Here is an 18,360-nt window from a genome sequence, read left to right as displayed (position 1 = left end):
TGGGCGCCTGCGCTGTCTACCGGGGCGACGGGCGGGAAAGCGGGGTGCGAGGCGGGCTTTGCCTGCGGGCTGGGCAGGTGGGGCGCAGGGCTTGGGCAGAGGCGGCGTCGGCGGCTAAGCCATTGATGCAGCTTTCGGACAAATGCGGAGGCGGGGGTGCCGGACCTCTCGAGGGTGGAATTCCGGGCGGAGGGGGCAAGGCGCGATCCGGCTGTTGGCAGCCCGAAGGTAGGCCGCGCGGCAGCGGGATGGCAAGATTATTTTCCTGTCCGGCAGCGGCCCGAGTTGATACGTGGCCGAGGGACCTGCCGAATGCGGTTATGTCGTGGGCGGCGATGACAGAGGAGCGCTTGATCTCCTTGTCCGGCAGGTTCGGGATGAGGAACTGGTAACCTTCCAGCCCGCCGGGAACGTGGACCGTCACCGCGCCGCCCGCGACCTCCCGCTCCTTCACATTGCACTCGCGGATGTCTTTCCGATCGGAGTTGAGCTCGCTCCATTTGGCCTGCGATATGTCAGTGCCGCAGACGCCACCGGGATCGTCCAGCAACGCGATCTAGACGTCTTTATCGAGGTCGTTCCAGTCGATCCGCACCACCAACATGAACCGGACCATGGAGCTCATATCGATGCCATTCAGCCTAGCCTGCTGGTGGCGGCCAAGGACGCTCCCACCGTCCCCTTTTAAGAGCTTCACCGCGGACTACCAAGGGCCGACGGCCGATTGCCCTTTCGGCCCGCTGCCTATGGTCAGGTTGAAGAAGAGCATGCCCTTGGGCATCGTCGAGATCCGCCAGGAGGCGAAGTCGCCCTGGTCGGATTTGCGGATTTTCTAGAAGGCGGCAATGAAGAGGTTGGCGTTGAGTCTGAGCAGCCGTTTCACTCAGTCCGAATGGATGAAGCCAAACCCGAACCTAAAATTCAACATCTCATAGTTTTTTAAAAGACTGCAAGGCCCTTGCATCCAAGCGTCATATCCTGGTAAATTTTCTAGTTAATATAGTTCAATGGCGGAAACAAATGTTGGTTGACGACTTCAGGGCTGCCAGAAGCCGCTATGAGAAGCTTGAGCAAGCCTTGAAGCCACTTCTGACAAATTTAGCACTTCATAATAATATATCGTTATTGCCTATCGAAAGCCGCGTAAAGGAAATAGAAAGTTTTTCTGAGAAAATTGCGCGCCCAGATAAGGTAGGCAAATATAATTGTGTTGAAGATATTACTGATTTATGCGGTCTGAGGATTGTTACTTATAGCATTGCCGATTGCCACAAAATGATATGCGCAATTCGGAGTAACTTTATTGTTGATGAGAACAATTCGGTTGATAAATCTATAACGCATGACGTTGATCGATTTGGTTATCAATCAATTCATCTCGTCGTTTCAATCTCAGAGGAGCGTTCAAAACTTTTCGAGTTTCAGAACTTATCAAGGCTCAAAGCGGAAATTCAAGTACGAACGGTTTTGCAGCACGCCTGGGCATCTCTCGATTGGAAACTCAGGTACAAAAGTGAAATTGAAGCTCCGATCGAAATTCGTCGAAAACTATATCGTGTTAGCGCACTTCTCGAAGCAGCAGACGACACATTTTCTGACCTTTTAAGAATTACGTCGGACCTTCGCAAAAATTATGCACTGGACGTTGAAGCGGGCCATTTAGAAATCGCCATCAACAAGGATTCACTCAAGGAATTCATAGAGAAATCAGAGTCGTTTAAAAACATTCTCAAGGAATGTGAAAAGCGGGGCTTAGAGATATCTTTTGGTTCCTTCGAAAGTCCAGGTCCTTGGGACTACTTGATAATATTTCTGCTGAGGTGTGGCATTTCAACATTAAAGCAACTCGAAACTTCTTTCAAATCTTTGCAAGACAGAGATTTTGACGCACTCGTTGGAATCAAAAATCTTGCCGGCAAAACAATTCGTCATTTTGGAGTTTTCAGCCCGATTCGGATTTTAATTATTTCTCGGATGCCAAAAAAGGAACGAGCAAAATATCTTAGATCAGTACAAAGTTCAAATCCGACCAACATAGCGATAAAAAAATACTTTGAGTCCGAACAAGGAAAAGAGTAAAGTTTTCTAAAGTTAGAATTTTGAGAAATTGGCGAACATTTAAAAGAAAATTCTTCCACCAAACACCACTACCCCCCGCGCCGGATGCGCCCCAATCGCCTCCCCCACCGTCTCCGCCGCGATCGAAAACAGATGCGCCGGCGCCCCCACCGCCAGGGCCGGCGCCTCCTCCCCCATCACCGCCGCCCCGGCCGCGCTCACCATGTCGAAGACCTCGGCCAGCGCCGCATCCGTCCGCGCATCCAGCCGCCAGCCGATGATGGCGGCGCGCTCCAGCATGTCGCCGGTACCATAGGGGCTCCAGAGGTCGCGCAGGTTGTCGTTGCCGCAGAAGACGCGCACCCCCGCCGCGCGCAGCCGCAACAGCGGCGGCAGCGGGGCGCCGCCGGCGCCGTGGCTCACCAGCGCCATCCCGGCCTCGGCCATCATCGCCGCCGCCGCCTCCAGCCGGCTCTCGGCGAGCGCCCCGAGGCAGAAGCCGTGGCTGATCGTGACGCGCCCCTGCATGCCATGCGCCCGGGTCCGCGCCGCGATCTCGGCGAGGGAGAAGAGGCCGAGCTCGCCCGCCTCGTGCAGGTGGATGTCGAGGCCGACGCCATGCCGCTCCGCCAGGCGGAAGAGGATGTCGAGCTGGCCCTTGGGGTCGCGGTCCACCTCGCAGGGGTCTAGGCCGCCGAGCAGGTCGGCGCCGGCGCGGAGGGCGGCGTCGAGCAACGCTTCCGTCCCCGGCGCCGTCACCACCCCCGCCTGGGGGAAGGCGACGGTCTGGATGCGGACCTCGCCGGCATGGCGGGCCTTGGCCTCCAGGATCCCCTCCAGCATGGAGAGGCCGAAGGTCGGGGTGATGTCGGCGTGGGTCCGGATCAGCGCCGTGCCCTGGGCGACGCAGCGGCGGATGAGGTTGCTGGCGCGCTCGACCGGGGGCAGCGGCAGGTGGGGCATCACCCGCTGGTCGGTCTCGATGCGGCTGGCGCGCGTGGGGCCGGCGGCATGCGGCATCCAGGGCAGGCCCATCAGCGTCTTGTCGAGGTGGAGGTGCCCGTCGGTCAGGCCGGGAAGCAGGAGCTGGCCGCCGAGCGCGTGCGACGCCGCCGCCGGGGGCAGCGGAGCGCCGGGCGGCAGGATGGCGGCGATGCGGCCGCCGGCACAGGCGACGGCCATGCCGGTGCGGCCGTCGGGCAGGCGGGTTTCGGTCAGGAGGGTGTCAACGGGATCCATGCCAGGCATGGGAGGCGAAAGCCGCCCGCCCGGCAAGGGCCGCGGTTCAGCGCCCGGAGGTGACGGCCCGGACGGCGTCGGCCAGCGCCGACAGGGCGCGGGAGGTGTGGCCGGCAGCCAGCTCCTTCTGCGCGGCGCGGACGCCGCTGGTCGCGGCCTCCAGCGGCGGGGTCAGCCCCTTCTCGGCGACCAGCCGGCGGAGATGCGCCTCGGCCAGGGACAGGTTGACAGCGCCGGCCTTGGCGTGGTCGTCGCGCAGGTCATGGTCGGCGCCGAGCAGCAGGTCGCGCACATGCTCCGCCTCGGGCGACCCGGGCGGCAGGGGCAGCACGTTCGGGGCCGGCGGGTCCTTCATGTGGTCGAGCGCCGTCTGGCGCGGCACCAGGCTGGCGATGAAGGCGTCGAGATAGGAGTGTGGCTTGTTGGGCTGCATGGGCGGATGCCTTGCTCGGCGGCGTTGTCCGCCGCCTCTGGAACCTGGGGATTTCAGCGCCGCGACGAATAGCACGGCTGCGTGACGGCGCTGAAGCTTCGGTCACCCAAGGGTCATTCCTTGTAGTCGGGCTCGCGGCGGTCGAGGATCCGCTTCAGGGCCGAGAAGTGCCAATCTGCATTCGATCGCCCGCCATACTTGGTCGAGTTGTCGCGGAAGGCGGCGATGGTGCCGTCGATGACCGGCTGCGGCAGGTGGCGGAGCGGCTTGCCCGTCCACATGGCATAGAGCTGCACCTGCGCCACGCGCTCGATGTAGTAGAGCCGGTCATAGGCCTCGGCGACGGTGCGGCCGACGGTGGCGACGCCGTGGCTGGCCATGATGAGGATCGACTTGTCGCCAACGACGCCGGCCAGGCGCTCGCCCTCGGCCGGGTCATAGGCGAGGCCGGTATAGGTGAGGTCGTAGGCGGTGTTCAGCATGGTGCCGAGTTCGGTCTGGCCGATCGGCAGGATGCTCGGGTCTTCGAGGCGCGAGAGGGCGCTGGCGAAGGGCATGTGGGTGTGGAAGACGGCGGCGGCATTCGGCAGCAGCCGGTGCATGGGCGCATGGATGCAGTAGGCGGAGCGCTCGATCTCGCCCTCGCCCGAAAGGCGCGTGCCGTCATAGGCGATCTCCATGAAGCAGCTCGCCGTCACCTCGGACCAGTGGAGACCGAAGGGGATCTGGTAGTAGCGGTCATCCGTGCCGGGCACACGCAGGGTGAGGTGGTTGAAGATGCCCTCGTTGAAACCGTGCATAACCGCCAGGCGATGCGCGGCGGCGAGGTCGACACGCGCCTGCCAGCGCTGGTCGGCGAGCGAGAGGTCCTCGGCGGGGAGGGATTCCAGCGGCATGGTCGGCTCCTTCGGCGGGAAAGGACGATGGTAGGCCTATCCCGCGAGAGGGCAAGCGTTCAGCGCGCCGCCGCTTCCGCCTGCCGGCGCCGGCACCCGGCCATCCAGGCGACGCCCATCAGCAGCGCCGCGGACGGAGGTTACGCCTCAGCTGCAGCCGGGCGGGGCGGGGCGGTCGGCCAAGCCGATCAGCTCGAACCGGTAAGGCTCAGCGGCCTCCAGGTCGATCGTCACCACCACGGCCCGCGTGTCGCCATCGCCGGGGACCATGACGCGGGTGAGGTTCGGCGCCTCCGGTACCGGCTTGTCGCGCAGCCAGAAATGGCTGTCGCCATGCAGCAGCAGCACCGGGCGGCCGAAGTCGCGGGCTGCGGCGGCGAGGGCGTTGCGCGTATCCACATGCCCGGCGACGGTACCGCGGCCGCAGCGGTCGCGGTAATACATGTCGGCCTGCATGGCGACGACGATGGCGCGGCTGCCGGCGCTGCTGGCGGCGGCGAAACCCTGCCGCAGCCAGGCGAGGTTCGCGGCATTGCGCGCCGGGTATTCGCGAGCGGCGCCGGGCGGCGTGCCCGGCCTGCCATCCTGCGGGCGGTTGTTGTCGGAGCCCGGCACATGCAGGGTGAGAAAGGTGATGCCGTCCCGCTGCCACCGGACATTCTCGGGATAGACGCGGAAGGCAGGGTCGAGATCGGATTGGCGGCGCAGTGGCATCGGCGCCTGGCCAAGGCTCACCGGCGCGCTGAAGAAGCGGGCGCGCAGCAGCGCCAGCCGCTCGGCCGGGTCGAAGCCGCCGGCGCGCGGTTGCCAGCAATCGGTCCACTCATTGTCGCCCGGCGTATAGACCAGCGCGCCGCGAATGCGGTTGAACCAGGCGGCGGTGCGGTCGAGGATGATCGCATCCGAGCACGCCTCGCCGCCCGCCTTGGTGTCGCCGAGGAAGATGCTGAAGGCCGGGCGCGCGGCGTTGATCGCCTCCGTCAGCTGCTCGACGCGCGTGACCTCGGCCTCGCAGGGGGTGCCGCGGTTGCAGTAGGGCATGTCGCCGAAGGCGGCGAAGCGCAGCGGCTCGCCCGCAGCGGGAGCGGGGGCGGCGAACAGCAGGAGCAGGGGCAGGAGAGAGAGGCGCATGGCGGGACTCCTAGCCGAGGCGCAAGCGCGGGGACAGTGGCGTAGGCCCGGCGCCTCACGCGGATGCGAATTCCGCCTCCCCTGTTCGGGGGAGGCTGCGTGGGTCATCCCGGCGCTTGCATGGCGGCGCAGTTCGGAGGGACCCCCATGCGCCATCTCGCCCGCCTCGCCGCGCCTGCCCTGCTGGCGGCCGCGCTGTCCGCGCCCGGCCGCGCGGCGGCACAGCCCATGACCGACAGCTTCGACATGCTGCTGGCCCCGCCGCAGGGGCGGAGCCAGCATGTAGCGATGATGCTGGTGACGCCGCAGCCGGGGCGGGCGCTGCCTGCCGTCGTCATCCTGCCGGACGAGGCCGGGCTCGACGGCCGTACCGCGCGCCTCGCCGATGCGGTGCTGGCGCGCGGCTGGATCGGCATCGAGGTCGATCCGGAGCCGCTCTCGCTCGACGGTGCTGCGGTGCCGCCACCACCAACCCCTCCCCGCCTCGGCCGCCTGCTGCGAGCCCTGCATGAGGCGCTGCAGACGGATGACCGGATAGACCCGCGCCGCATCGCCGTCATAGGCCTCGGGCCGGGAGGGCGGGCAGCGATCCATGCCGCGCTCGGCGATGGGCGGCCCGGATTCGCAGCCCATGCCGCTTTCTATCCGGGCTGCACCGCCCTCGCCGCCGAGCAGGAGGAGCCGCCCGAGGCTCCTGCCCTGCTGCTGGTGCCCGGGGCGGAGGAGGCGGAGGAGGCCTGCGCCGGGCTCGGTGCCCTGGTGAAGCGCATGGCGGGCGCGACCTATGGCTGGGACCACCTGATGTCCGGCGCGATGCGGCGCTGGACCGCCACTGGCTCCACGCCGATCCGCTCCGACGTGGCGGTGGCCGCGGCGGCCGAGGCGGCGCTGACGGAGTTCCTGCTCGAGGCCTTCAGCCGGGTCCGCTGACGCCGGGTAGCCGGGCGACTAGGGCGGCAAGCGCCGCCTGGCTGCGCGCACCGGTGGCGTCGAAGCAGCGGGTGAGGTGGCTTCGCACCGTCTCGGCGGACAATCCGAGGGCAGCGGCCGTCCCCGGCACGCCGGCGCCGGTTGCAATGCAGCGCAGCACCCGCGCCTCGGCCTGGGTAAGGTCGAAGGCAGCCCGCAGCACTTCGGCCTCCGGCGGCGTGCCGGGGCCACCGGCCAAGACGGCGACGACGGGGTGGCCCACCGCTTCCGTCGCCATCGGCAGGGGCGTCACCAGCAGCGGCCAGCCGGCCTCTCCCGAGGGACGGCTGATCCGCATCCGCCCGCCGAGCCCGGCCGCTACCGCCCGGCCGATCAACTGGTGCAGTCGCCGCGCCTCGCCCGGCAGCGTGGCGGCAAGGCGGCCGGGCCCTCCCTGTTCCGGCAGCAGGCGAAGGCCATCGGACAGCCGCAACAACGCGTCGCCGGCCAGGTTGGCATGGCGGAGCCGTCCGCCGGTATCAAGGAGCATCACGGCAAGCGGCATGGCTTCGAGCGCCGCAGCGAGGCCCCGCTCGGCCGCGCGGCTGGCCTGGAGGGCACCGGCAACGTCAAGCGCCTGGCGGAAATGCGGCGCCAGCCGGGTGAAACGCCGCAGCGCCTCGCCCGGCGCATCCGCGGCCCGGGCGTCGAGGCAAAAGGCCAAGCCCCCACTGCCATTGCCAACATCCCAGGGCCCGTAATTCAGCATCAGGTGATCCTCGATGCCCTGCGGCAGCAGAATCTCGGCGTAAAGGGCGCTGCGCCCGGCCTCGCCATGGGGCGAGGGCGAGCTGGCCATCACCGGGTCGCCCCCCGATCGCCACTGGATGCCCCTTGCATGACCTTTGTCGGCATGGCGCTCGATACAGAGGCCGGTCAGCTCGGGATCGAGCCTGCCGACCATGATGAAGCCGCCGCCCCCGGCATGGGTATGCCTGGTGAGGAGGCCACCGGTGGCACCGAGATGGCTGGCGGCTAGGGTCAGGGCTTCGGACCAGCGGCCGGGGTCCTGCACCGCGCCATACATTGCCAGCAGCACGTCGTCGAAACCGATCTGCCGCATTGCCGCCTCCTGTCCGCGGACGGAAAGCCTGCCTGAAACGGCCTGCAATATTCATCACAAGCGATGAAACCGTTTCGATACGCATCATCACGACTTGTGGAAAGCGGCGTGGCTGCCGCCCGTCGCTGCGGCCTCAGAACAGCCGCGTGAAGGCAAGGATCATCGCGCCGTAGAGCGCCAGCAGCAGCCCGGCACCGATGAGGGTGACCGGCCGCCGCGAGGCGCCGAGCCACCAGGCGAAGCCCCTGCTTGCCCGCGGCACCAGCAAGTTGAGCAGCAACACGCTGGCAAGGTTGCCGAGGAAGAGCGCGACCGGGAAGGACAGGCCCAGCCGGTCCATCAGCCAGGGCGCCTGCACGAAGCTGCCGAACAGGAAGACGACCGGATAGAGCAGCAGCAGGACGAGCATGTTCTGCTTCCAGGCCGGAACCGGCCCCGCAGCGGCGACGCCGACATCGAACCAATGCTGGAAGCCCGTCCGGGCGGTGCGGGTGTGGAAGTGCTGGGTGAAGCCATCCACCTCGGCCAGCAGCCGTGCCCGCTCCGGCGAGTGTGTCCAGGCCCTCAGATCGTTGTCCGTGGCGAAGGTGACGATGGCCAGCCAATCTTCCTGGAAGCCGGGGATCGGCGGCTCCAGCCGGTACCCCTGGAAGCCCGGCGCCCGGGCCTGCGCCGCGGCCATCCGTCTCTCCCAGGCATGGAAGGCTGCCTCCTGGCCCGGCTTCAGGCGCGTCGAGACCACGAGCGAGACCGGCGCAGGCGGCTCCCCGCGCACCTCGCCGGCGACGAGATGCACGTCGTCCCGCCCCTCGATGAGAGGCTGGGCCTCGGCCAGACGCGCAGCGCGGAGCGGCGAGCGCAGCCAGGCGATGGCGGCGTCCCGGTCAGCGAAGTGCTGCAGGATGACCCAGTCGACCTGGGTGGGCGGATGCGGCGGGATCACTGCCTGGCGCAGGAAGCCGGGCGCCTCGGCGACGGCCTCGCTCATCCGCCTCTGCCACTCGCCGAACTCCGCCGCACGGTCGGCCAGCGGCGTGGTCTGGGTGACGATGGTCGTCCCAGTCATGGCCGTCACGCCATGCCGAGGCCGGTGAAGATGCGGTCCGGCGTGAAGGGCAGGTCGGTGAAGCGCGTGCCGACGGCATCGGCCAGCGCATTGGCCACGGCGGGCGCGACCGGGTTGATGGCGCATTCCCCCTGCGACTTGGCGCCGAGCGGCCCGATGCTGTCATAGGTGTCGGCGAAGAGCACCTCGGTGCGCGGCAGGTCGGCGAAGGCGGGGATGTGGTAGTTGCGGAAGGCGGCATTCACGACGCGCCCGTCGGCCGAGTGGACCATGTGCTCGGTCAGCGCCCAGCCGAGCCCCATGGCGACCGCACCGTCGATCTGGCCGCGGCACTGCATCGGGTTGATCGGCCGGCCGATATCGGCCGCGTGCACGCTCAGCAGGATGCGGATCTCGCCGGTCACGCGATGCACCGCGAGGCGGATGCCCTGGACGTTGAAGGCGACGGTACGCGGCGAGAGATAGGCCTTCCGCTTCGCCTGGAACCGATGACCCTCCCCAGTACCCGCCGCATGCAGCGCATCGAGCGGGATGCGCCGGTCGCCCCGGCGCACGGCGCCCAGCTCCAGCGACCACTCGGCCGCGGCCGTGCCGGTATGGTCCGCGGCGAAGCCGAGGATATTCGCCCGCAGCGCCTCGGCCGCAAGGTTCACCGCCTGGCCGGCCACCACCGTTCCCGTGCTGGCGAAGGTGCCGGTGTCATAGGGTGTGAGGTCGGTATCGGCATTGATCAGCACGATATCGGCCAGCCGCGCCGAAAGCCGGGCGGCGGCGATCTGCCCGTGCGCGGTGACGGAGCCGTTGCCCATCTCGGTCGAGCCGATCGCCAAGTGGAAGCGGCCATCGGGCAGCAGCGCCATCTCCGCCCCCGAACGGTGTTCGGTCGGCGGGCCGCATTCGAGCATCGCCATGGCGAAGCCGGCGCCGACCGCCCATTCCTCCCCTTCCGGGGCCGGCAGGCCGGAGCCGTCCGCCAGCCGGCGCTCCACCAGGTCGAGGCACTGGTCAAGGCCGTAGCTGCCGAAGCCGACATCGGAGACATCCTTCCAGACGCTCTCGATCCAGTCCTTCGGCCCGATCATGTTCAGCCGCCGCAGGGCGAAGGGATCGATGCCCAGCATCTGCGACAGCTCGTCCATCGCGCATTCGATGGCGAAGGTGGATTGCGAGGCGCCATAGCCGCGGAAGCCACCGGCCGGGACGATGTTGGTATAGACCGCGAAGCCGTCGGCCTTCTTGTTGGCGCAGCGGTAGAGGCTCATCGGGCTGGCGAGCGCGGCGGCGAGGGTCTCGCTTGCATGGCCCCCATAGGCGCCGGTGTTCGAGACGACGCGAATCTCGATCGCGGTCAACCGGCCGTCGCGCCTGGCGCCGAGCTTCACCCGCGTGGTCATCTGGTGGCGCGTGGTCGCTGCGTCGAACTGGTCGGGGCGGGTGAATTCCAGCTTCACCGGCCGTCCGGTCTTCAGCACGGCGAGCACCACCAGATCCTCGGTGATCATCTCCTGCTTGCCGCCGAAGCCGCCGCCGACGCGCCCGGTGAAGACATGCACGTCCCGCGCCCTGAGGCCGAAGAGGTGGACGAGCTTCTGCTGGGTGATGAAGGGCGCCTGGGTGCTGGTGCGTACATGGATGCGTCCCTCCGCATCGCGCCAGGCGATGGAGCCATGCGTCTCGAGATGCGCATGCTGCACGCGGGACGTGGAATAGGTCCGCTCATGCAGGATGTCGGCTTCGGCGAAGCCATCGGCGATGCTGCCGACCTCGCCGGAGATGTCGGCATAGATGTTGCCGCTTCCCTCGCCGCCCTTCCGGTGCAGCAGCGGCGCGCCGGGCTGCATCGCCGCCTCCGGGTCGAAGACCGCCGGCAGCACCTCGTACTCGACGTGCAGCGCGCGGCAGCCCGCCTCGGCGGCGGCCTCGGTGCCGGCGACGACGGCGGCGACGCGCTGGCCGACGAAGCGCACGACATCGTCGAGGATATAGGTGTCGTCCGGGTCGACGAGATGGTCCTCATGCGTCGCGGTGCTGAACAGCCGCCGCGGCACGTCCTCCCAGGTGAAGACCTCGACCACGCCCGGGACTGCGAGGGCCGCGCCGCGGTCGATGCCGGTGATGCGCGCATGGGCGTGCGGGGAGCGGAGCACCTTCAGGTGCAGCATCCCGTCCAGGGCGCCCTCCGGCGCCACATCCATGGTGTAGCAGGCATGGCCGGTGACGATGCCGGTGCTGAAGGGATTGGCGAGGCAGGCGCCGCCCGCCTCATCGGCCACATCGGGCTGCACCGCGCCGACGCCGCCGAGTGCGTCCTGGATGGAGCGGTAGCCGGTGCAGCGGCAGAGATTGCCCTTGAGCGCTCGCGGCAGGTCCGCGCGCTGCTCCTCATCGAGTGCGGCGGCGGTCATGATCATGCCGGCGGTGCAGAAGCCGCACTGGAAGGCCTGGGCATCATGGAAGGCCTGCTGCATCGGGTGCAGCCCGCCCTCGGCCGGGGCGAGGCCCTGGATGGTGGTGACGGCGCGCCCTTCGGCCCGGAAGGCCGGCACCAGGCAGGAATGCACCGGGATGCCGTCGAGCCAGACGGTGCAGGCGCCGCAATCGCCGGCGTCGCAGCCCTTCTTCACGCCGAAGACGCCCTGGTCGCGGATGAAGGTGCGCAGGCACTGGCCCGGCCGGGGCGTGGCGGCGACGGGCTTGCCGTCTATCGTGCAGCTCATGCGCCCGCGTCCAGTTCCGCTCGAATCTGCTCGGCGAATTGATAGGTGAGGTGCCGCTTGTAGGCAGGAGTGCCGTTGACGTCGTCGAAGAAGCCATCGTCCGGCACGCGGGCGCGAATGGCCCCGGCGAGTGTCCGGGCATCGGGCATGGCCGCGAAGTGCAGCCGCACCGGGCGCGGCGTCGACGCGGTGATGGTAAGCGTCAGGTTGCGCCGGCCCGGCGCCTGTGTGCCGATCAGCAAAGCGGCGGAACGGCCGAGATGGGTCAGCGTCATCCGCCGCATCGCATAGCGCTTGGACAGCGACGCGGCAGGAATCCCAATGCCGCGCAGCAGCTCGCCCGGCTGGAGGATGTTGCGGTGGTCGCCCGTGACGAACTCCGCGGCATCGACGCTGCGCGCGGCGCCGTCGCGGGACCAGAGCGTGTAACGGGCCTCGAGTGCCACCGTCAGCGCGATCAGAGCGCCGGCCGGCAGCGACATGCAGATGTTGCCGCCGACGGTCGCCGTGTTCATCACCTTGAAGGAGGCCAGGAGCGAACGGCAGCAGGCGCGCAGCAAGGGCCCTGCCGGCCACTCCGCCGGTGGGACGAAGCGGTCGAGGGCGATGATCGGGCAGGTCGCGGCGATCTCCAACCCCGCTTCCGCCACCGTCAGTGCCGGCCAGCCGAAGCCATCGAGATCGACCAGCGTGTCGAGCCCGGGCTGCGGCTCGGAGAACAGCCAGGTGCCGCCGCCGAGCCAGGCATGCCCCTTGGGCCAGCCGACGACCTCCGCAGGCGAGGATGGCCGCCTCACCTGCGTGATGCTGTGCAGGTCCATGCGCGGCGCTCCCTACGGCAGGTCGGCGAGCGAGGTGGGCCCTTCGCCCGGGGTGATCAGGGTCGGCCACTGGGTCGAGCCGAAGGGAACCCGGGGCGGCAGGTTCGTCGGCATGCCCTGGGCCTTGGCGATGCGCTCGATGCTGTCCCGCGCGTCGCCGCCCATCAGCTCGTAGTCCATCAGGTAGCGGCTGCCGAAGAAGGTCTCGCCCACCGTGCGGTCGGAGATGATGCGGGTGAGCGACTCCAGCATGTCGGCCGGGGTCGTAGTGAAGGAGACGGTCTCGATGAGGATGAGGCGCGAATTGATGTCCTGCGGCTGGAAGAACTGTGCCAACACGCTGAACAGCACGTTGTTCTGCCGGGCCACGTAGATGGTGTTGCTGGCGGCGTAGACCTTGCTCCAGTCGGCGCCGAGCATGCGCTTCCATTCGGCCAGAACGCGCATCCAATGGGTCACCTGGGTATCGGCTGCCCACCGGATGTTGTTCTTGAGCGCCGCTCGCTGCCGCGCGGCGAAGTCCTGCACCGCGGCGAAGGTGATGACCTTCTCGCCCAGGATGCGGTCGATGAAGGCGATGTTCTCGCGGATGAGCGCCGCGTTGTTGGCGCGCCACTCGGCCGGCAGGCTGGTCGCGTCGAGGCTGCCGAGCGCGGCCTGCAGCTTGACGCGATAGGCCGCGACCGAGGACTGCCAGGAGTTGTCGTCTGCCTTGCCGATATGCGGCCCGACGACCACGCCGAGCGCCATGACGCTGTGCCCGACGGACTTCAGGATCTGGTAGGCTTCCGGCACCTGCGGCCCCTCCAGCGACGGCTGGCCCGGCCGGTAGAGGATCATGCGGCCCCCGGCGCCCGAGAAGAGGCCGAGGATCACCGGATGCTGCGCCAGGATGCTGCCCTGCACGAGCTTGCCGGCACTGCCGTAGAGCTCGAACATGCCGGCGTTCAGCGCGACCAGGGTCTGGAACGCGACCCGGTCCGGGGACGGCACGGCCGCCCCGGTAATGACGTTCATATAGGCAGGAGCGGCCGGCTGAACCTGCGACCAGGCGGAAGCATGGACCATCGCCAGGGCGCTTGCCGCAAACAAGGTGGAGCGCAACCCGGCCAGCCGAAATAGTGTCAAGGTCGCCAGCTCCCATAGGCTTGGGACAGGAAACCTTCGCATGCCACTAGGCATATGCAGGATTTTCTGTCGTTGGTTCGTGTCCCACGGTTTTCGTATGAAAACCAGTATTATTCTGTTTTCATCCTCACCGTGCTTGATGGAAGAAGCCGATCGGTTAAGGGAGCCGCTTGGAGCGACTTCCGCTCGCGCTGACTTCCGCTCCGGCCTCCCGATGCGGGGCGCCAGCACGCCCGATCCGGCAGCCCGCCTCCGCGCCGCGTCCAGGAATCAACTTCGGCGCTTATACCCAGCCCATGGCAACCACGGTCGCCGCACCGAGCAAGACTGCGATGGCCGCAAGGGCGAAGGGCAGCATGGCCCCATAGGCATCGCGCTCGCGGCCCGGCGTGCCGGCGAGGCTGCACGCGATGGACATCCGCACCGGCGAGACCATGTTCAGCGACAGGGCCGCGGCATGCTGCAAGGCAATCGCGGCCGGGAGGTCGAGGCCGGCTGCGGTCGCCAGGCTGACCTGCGCGGTCATGAAGAGCCCGTTGGCGGCGTTGCTGCTGTTGGCCAGGGCACCGTAGACGGCCGAGACCAGCGGCATCAGCACGACCGCGACCCCGCCGAATGCGTGGAACAGGCCCCCGGCAAGGCCGGTGGCGATGCCCGAGCCGGACAGGATCTCGGCGATGGCGGAGAAGGTGAAGATGCTGAACACGGCGAGGCGGCCGGTCTTCCATGCCGTCCCGAGATCAGCCGCGAAGGCCCCTGCCCTGCCCCGTAGCAGCCCTGTGAGCACCGCCGCGACGATGAGCCAGGTGCCGGCATGGAGGAAGGGCGCCCAGGCCGGTGCGCCCTCGAAGGGTTGCATTCGCCCTGTATCGGCGAGGAACGCCTCGACGGGCGGGATCAGTCGGGTCGCCGCCAACCAGGCGATCAGCAAGGCGAAAGGCAGCATCCGGCGCGCCATCCGGATCAGGGTGCGGGCATCGGGGCGTTCGTCCAGCAAGTAGCGAAGCGCGATCACCGGGCCATAGGCGGCGAGCATCGCCGTCTCCGCTCCGAAAACGGCGGTTGCGGCGATCACCAGGCCGAGGCTGGCCCCGAGCCACAGGGCCTCGCTGGACCGCTCCCGCCAACCGGCCTTGAAGCCGGCCCGGTCCGCCAGGCGCCAGTAGAGCGCCAGCCAGGCGATGTTGAAGGCGACCACCAGGACACTGGTATGAATGACCAGCACGGCGGGATCGGTGCGGGCCAGGGCCGCCGCGACGATCGCGCCGCTGCCCATGGCGCCCCAGAGGATCATCGTCTGGCTCAGCAGGGAGAAGGCGAGAAGCTGGACCGGACCCATGCCGAACCGCCGCACCAGCGTCATGGTGCCGATGATGCCCACACCGAAGCCCGTCGCCGATTCCGCGAAGGGACCGATGAGGAAGCAGGCCGCGAACAGCAACCGCCGTGCGGCCTGGCCCTCCGGTGCGGCCGTCGCGGCTGGCAGGATGGCATCGCCGGTCCGCACCGCGATCTGCCAAAACAGCAAGCCGCCCATGATGTAGGGGACGACGACCCAACCGATCCAGGCGCCCCGGACCAGGGAAAGACCGGCATCCACAAGTTGGTAGCCCTGTGGCGCGGTCGTCAGGGCGACCACCAGCGAGACGGCGAGGCCGCACATCGATGCACCGAGCGCGCCCATGCGCCCGCTCACGATGGCGCCGATGACGACCAGCGCAGGCAGGCTCCAGACGAGGTAGATCAATGGCGGCCTTGCCCTGGCTGTGCTGCGTTGAGGTGCCGGTCGCGCACCGGAGCGGATGGGCAGCCAGGCGGCGCCGAGCCGACGGGTTCAGCCATTCGGCCTGAGCAGGTAGGGGGCGCCGGCGCGTTCGCATATGCCGCGGATGAGGGCATCCAGGCTGTCCGGCACCGGCACGCCCTGCGCCAGCCGCTCGGCCCGCATCCGGTCTTCCGGCTCGCCGGCCACCAGCACCGGCTCGGCGGGGTCGGCCGGCGGCGTGGCGTGCAGCACGTCGAGCGCATCGTCGAGATTGGCGGCGAAGGCGTCGGCCGTGCGGAAGGCGTCGGGATCGAGCGCCAGGAAGAAGTGCCCGATATTGTGCGGCTGGCCCGGCGCCTGCGTGCGGTTGCGGATCGGCGAGAAGCTGGCGCCGACCAGGGTGCCGGCCAGGATATGGACCATCATGGCCAGCCCGTAGCCCTTGGCGCTGCCCGTGGACTCCGCGCCGCCCAGCGGCGTGATGCCGCCTTCCGGGCGCTGGAAGACCAGGGCATTGGCCTCATGCGGATCGGTGACGCCCTGCCCGGCGCCGTCGATCACCCAGCCATCGGGCAGGGGCGCATCGTTCAGGTGATGCACCTTGACCTTGTTGGCGGCGACGGTCGTGGTCGCCATGTCCAGCACGAAGGGCGGATTGCGGCCGGCGGGTGCGGCGAAGGCGATCGGGTTGGTGCCGAGCACCGGCATGGCGCCGCGGGTCGGCACCAGCGACACGCCACGCGTCGAGGAGGTCACCAGGCCGATGGCGCCGCGCGCCGAGGCGATGCGGGCATAGGCGCCGGCAGCCCCGAAATGGTGGCTGTTGACGACGCCCACCGCGCCGACACCGAATTGCTTCGCCTTGTCCACCGCCATGGTCATGGCCATGGCCGAAACCGGGTGGCCGAGCCCGTCAGCGCCATCGAGCAGGGCGGTCGGCCCGGTGTCGCGCAGCGGCTTCGGCTGGGCGGCGAGCCGGATGCGTCCTTCGCGCACGCCCTCCTCATAGGCCATCAGCATCGACACGCCATGGCTGTCGATGCCCATCAGGTCCGTCTCCACCATGATGTCGGCGGTGGTCGCAGCGTGTTCCGCCGGCATGCCCCAGGCGCCGAGGATGGCGAGGATCTGGGCGCGGAGGGTTTCGGCCGGCACGCGGCGGCCGGTGGTGACGTTGCGGGCCATGGCTCAGTCCACCCTTGCGCCGGTGGCGCGCACGATCGGCACCCAGCGGTCGATCTCGGAGGCGATGAAGGCGCGGGTGCGCTCCGGCGTCATCCCCTCGGGGATGGTGTTGCCGAGGCCGGTGAGGCGGTCGCGCACCGCGGGCTCGCGCAGTGCCTCGGCGATATGCTCGTAGAGGAACTGGCGGATCGGCGCCGGCGTGCCGAGAGTCGCGGACCAGGGCGTCCAGGTCGTCGCCTGATAGGCCGGCAGCCCGGCCTCGGCGCTGGTTGGCAGATCCGGCGCGAGGGACGAGCGCTCGGGTGTGGCGATGACCAGGCCGCGCACCGTCCCGGCCTTCAGCGGCTCGGCGAGGAAGGAGATGGTATCGGCCTGGAAGGCGGTGCGCCCGGCGGCGAGGTCGGTAAAGGCGGCGGCCGAGCCTCGATAGGGGACATGCTGCGCCTGTACGCCGAGGAGCTGGACCAGCATGGCGCCAGCGATGTGCCCCGTCGTGCCGTTGCCAGAGGAGCCGTAGTCGTAACGGCCGGGATTGGCCCGCAGCAGCGCGGCGAATTCGGTGAGCGTCCTGATCGGCAGTGAGGGATTGACGGCGACCGCGATGGCCGAATGGCTGGAGATGGTGATGTGATCGACGCCGGTCAGTGGATGGACACGGAGACGGTCGCCATAGAGGCCGATATTCAGCGCATGCGAGCCGAGCGCGCCGACCAGCAGCGTGTAGCCGTCGGGTGCCGATGCGGCGAGCGTCTCAAAGGCCACGGTGCCACCGCCGGAGGGACGGTTCTCCACCAGGAATTGCTGGCCGAGCTGGGCGGAGAGCTGGCCGGCGACGACGCGCGCGTTGATGTCGGCATTGCCGCCCGGGGCCAGCGCCACGATGACCCGCACGGGGCGCGCCGGATAGTCGGAGCCCGGCGCCCTCGGCTGGGCCTGCGCGGTGCCGATGGCGAAGGCCGTCAGCGCCGCCGCGATCCATCTCGTCATCATCCGATCCCGTGCTCCAGCACGCCGACGCGCTCCACCTCCAGCCGCATGCGGTCGCCCGCGCGCAGATAGCGAGGCGGCTTGCGGAAATGGCCGGAGCCGGCCGGCGTGCCGGTTGCGATCACGTCCCCCGGCTGCAGCGCCATGTAGCGCGAGACATAGGCGATCAGCGCGGCGACGCTGAAGATGAGGTCCCTCGTATTGCCTTCCTGCACCAGCTCGCCATTCAGCCAGCAGCGCAAGCCGAGCTGCCAGGGCTCGCCAACCTCCTCGGCGGTGACGAGCCAGGGGCCGATCGGGCAAAAACCGTCCATCCCCTTGGCGAAGCTCGTCATCGGCAGGGGCTGGTCGAACTGGAATTCCCGTGCGGAGACGTCGTTCAGCACCGTATAGCCGGCGACATGCTCGAGAGCGGTGCCATCGCTCACCTGCCAGGCGGTGCGCCCGATGACGACAGCGAGCTCCACCTCCCAGTCCGGCTTGGTGACGCCGGGTGGGATGCGCACCACGTCGCCCGGTCCGCTGACCGAGGAGCCGGGCTTCAGGAACAGCCGCGGCGCCGTGGGCGCCGGGCCGCCGACCTCTTTCGCATGGTCCGCATAGTTGCGGCCGACGCCGATGACCTTGCCGGGCACCAGCGGCGCGCAGAGCGCTACCGAGGTCAGCGGGCGGCGCAGCGCCGCCTGATCCGGACGGCTGGCGAAGGCCAGAGCCCGGCCGGCGGCGACCATCGCCCCTTCCCCGGCGGCAAGCAGGCCGAGCATGGTGTCCGGCAGCGCCTCGGGCGGCTGGCCGGCGGCGGCGCGGGCGGCGTCGAGCGCGGGTTGCAGCGGTACGATGGCATCGCCGTGCACTGCCCCGATCCGCCGTGCGCCATCGGCGCGGAAGGTCGCCAGCTTCAT

Annotated in this window: 16 protein-coding genes; 3 read left to right on the top strand and 13 right to left on the bottom strand. The window is 68.4% G+C overall.

Annotated features, from left to right (window positions below):
• Positions 1 to 292: 292 nt before the first annotated feature.
• Both JMJ56_RS02295 and JMJ56_RS02290 read left to right on the top strand, forming a co-directional pair.
• Complete coding sequence (locus JMJ56_RS02295; protein ID WP_202829983.1) at positions 293 to 688, top strand: hypothetical protein; 396 nt, start codon at positions 293 to 295, stop codon at positions 686 to 688.
• Between the two features lie 335 nt (positions 689 to 1,023).
• The gene (locus tag JMJ56_RS02290) at positions 1,024 to 2,079 is read left to right on the top strand and encodes a GTP pyrophosphokinase (protein ID WP_236037383.1); all 1,056 of its coding nucleotides are present in this window, start codon (positions 1,024 to 1,026) and stop codon (positions 2,077 to 2,079) included.
• Between the two features lie 39 nt (positions 2,080 to 2,118).
• On the opposite strand, the gene JMJ56_RS02285 is transcribed toward JMJ56_RS02290, so the two are convergent.
• The 4 genes from JMJ56_RS02285 to JMJ56_RS02270 form a co-directional block, all read right to left on the bottom strand.
• Positions 2,119 to 3,297: an amidohydrolase gene (locus tag JMJ56_RS02285; protein WP_202829981.1), complete on the bottom strand. Its 1,179-nt coding sequence runs from the start codon at positions 3,295 to 3,297 to the stop codon at positions 2,119 to 2,121.
• A 46-nt stretch (positions 3,298 to 3,343) separates the two neighbouring features.
• Positions 3,344 to 3,730, bottom strand: coding sequence for a hypothetical protein (locus tag JMJ56_RS02280; protein ID WP_202829980.1), 387 nt, complete (start codon positions 3,728 to 3,730; stop codon positions 3,344 to 3,346).
• A gap of 113 nt (positions 3,731 to 3,843) precedes the next feature.
• Positions 3,844 to 4,626: a class II aldolase/adducin family protein gene (locus JMJ56_RS02275; RefSeq protein ID WP_202829979.1), complete on the bottom strand. Its 783-nt coding sequence runs from the start codon at positions 4,624 to 4,626 to the stop codon at positions 3,844 to 3,846.
• 147 nt (positions 4,627 to 4,773) lie between these two features.
• The gene (locus JMJ56_RS02270; RefSeq protein ID WP_202829978.1) at positions 4,774 to 5,757 is read right to left on the bottom strand and encodes a hypothetical protein; all 984 of its coding nucleotides are present in this window, start codon (positions 5,755 to 5,757) and stop codon (positions 4,774 to 4,776) included.
• 147 nt (positions 5,758 to 5,904) lie between these two features.
• Here JMJ56_RS02270 and JMJ56_RS02265 point away from each other — a divergent pair, with 147 nt between their 5' ends.
• Positions 5,905 to 6,687 carry a dienelactone hydrolase family protein gene (locus JMJ56_RS02265; RefSeq protein ID WP_202829977.1) on the top strand — a complete coding sequence of 261 codons (783 nt, stop codon included), beginning with the start codon at positions 5,905 to 5,907 and terminating at the stop codon, positions 6,685 to 6,687.
• On the opposite strand, the gene JMJ56_RS02260 is transcribed toward JMJ56_RS02265, so the two are convergent.
• The 9 genes from JMJ56_RS02260 to JMJ56_RS02220 all read right to left on the bottom strand — a co-directional run bounded on the left by JMJ56_RS02260 (position 6,671) and on the right by JMJ56_RS02220 (position 18,360).
• Positions 6,671 to 7,789: a helix-turn-helix transcriptional regulator gene (locus JMJ56_RS02260; protein WP_202829976.1), complete on the bottom strand. Its 1,119-nt coding sequence runs from the start codon at positions 7,787 to 7,789 to the stop codon at positions 6,671 to 6,673. The genes JMJ56_RS02265 and JMJ56_RS02260 overlap by 17 nt on opposite strands.
• 133 nt (positions 7,790 to 7,922) lie before the next feature.
• Entirely contained in the window at positions 7,923 to 8,855 is a 933-nt protein-coding gene (locus JMJ56_RS02255) for an antibiotic biosynthesis monooxygenase (RefSeq protein ID WP_202829975.1), read from the bottom strand.
• 5 nt (positions 8,856 to 8,860) lie between these two features.
• Positions 8,861 to 11,572 (bottom strand): molybdopterin-dependent oxidoreductase, encoded by a 2,712-nt coding sequence (locus JMJ56_RS02250; protein ID WP_202829974.1) that lies wholly within the window; start codon positions 11,570 to 11,572, stop codon positions 8,861 to 8,863.
• Positions 11,569 to 12,393, bottom strand: coding sequence for an FAD binding domain-containing protein (locus JMJ56_RS02245; RefSeq protein WP_202829973.1), 825 nt, complete (start codon positions 12,391 to 12,393; stop codon positions 11,569 to 11,571). The genes JMJ56_RS02250 and JMJ56_RS02245 overlap by 4 nt, the downstream gene beginning before the upstream one ends.
• A gap of 12 nt (positions 12,394 to 12,405) precedes the next feature.
• Positions 12,406 to 13,521: a hypothetical protein gene (locus tag JMJ56_RS02240; protein WP_202829972.1), complete on the bottom strand. Its 1,116-nt coding sequence runs from the start codon at positions 13,519 to 13,521 to the stop codon at positions 12,406 to 12,408.
• 283 nt (positions 13,522 to 13,804) lie between these two features.
• The gene (locus tag JMJ56_RS02235; RefSeq protein WP_202829971.1) at positions 13,805 to 15,268 is read right to left on the bottom strand and encodes an L-lactate permease; all 1,464 of its coding nucleotides are present in this window, start codon (positions 15,266 to 15,268) and stop codon (positions 13,805 to 13,807) included.
• Positions 15,269 to 15,355: 87 nt separating this feature from the next.
• Entirely contained in the window at positions 15,356 to 16,471 is a 1,116-nt protein-coding gene (locus JMJ56_RS02230; RefSeq protein WP_202829970.1) for an Ldh family oxidoreductase, read from the bottom strand.
• Between the two features lie 3 nt (positions 16,472 to 16,474).
• Positions 16,475 to 17,458: a Bug family tripartite tricarboxylate transporter substrate binding protein gene (locus JMJ56_RS02225; RefSeq protein ID WP_202829969.1), complete on the bottom strand. Its 984-nt coding sequence runs from the start codon at positions 17,456 to 17,458 to the stop codon at positions 16,475 to 16,477.
• Complete coding sequence (locus tag JMJ56_RS02220; RefSeq protein ID WP_202829968.1) at positions 17,458 to 18,360, bottom strand: fumarylacetoacetate hydrolase family protein; 903 nt, start codon at positions 18,358 to 18,360, stop codon at positions 17,458 to 17,460. Before JMJ56_RS02220 ends, JMJ56_RS02225 begins: the two co-directional genes overlap by 1 nt.

The sequence above is a fragment of the Belnapia arida genome, from assembly GCF_016773205.1.
Taxonomy (GTDB): domain Bacteria; phylum Pseudomonadota; class Alphaproteobacteria; order Acetobacterales; family Acetobacteraceae; genus Belnapia; species Belnapia arida.
The sequence above is the reverse complement of the archived record's forward strand: the minus strand, read 5'-3'. Positions and strand labels throughout refer to the sequence as shown.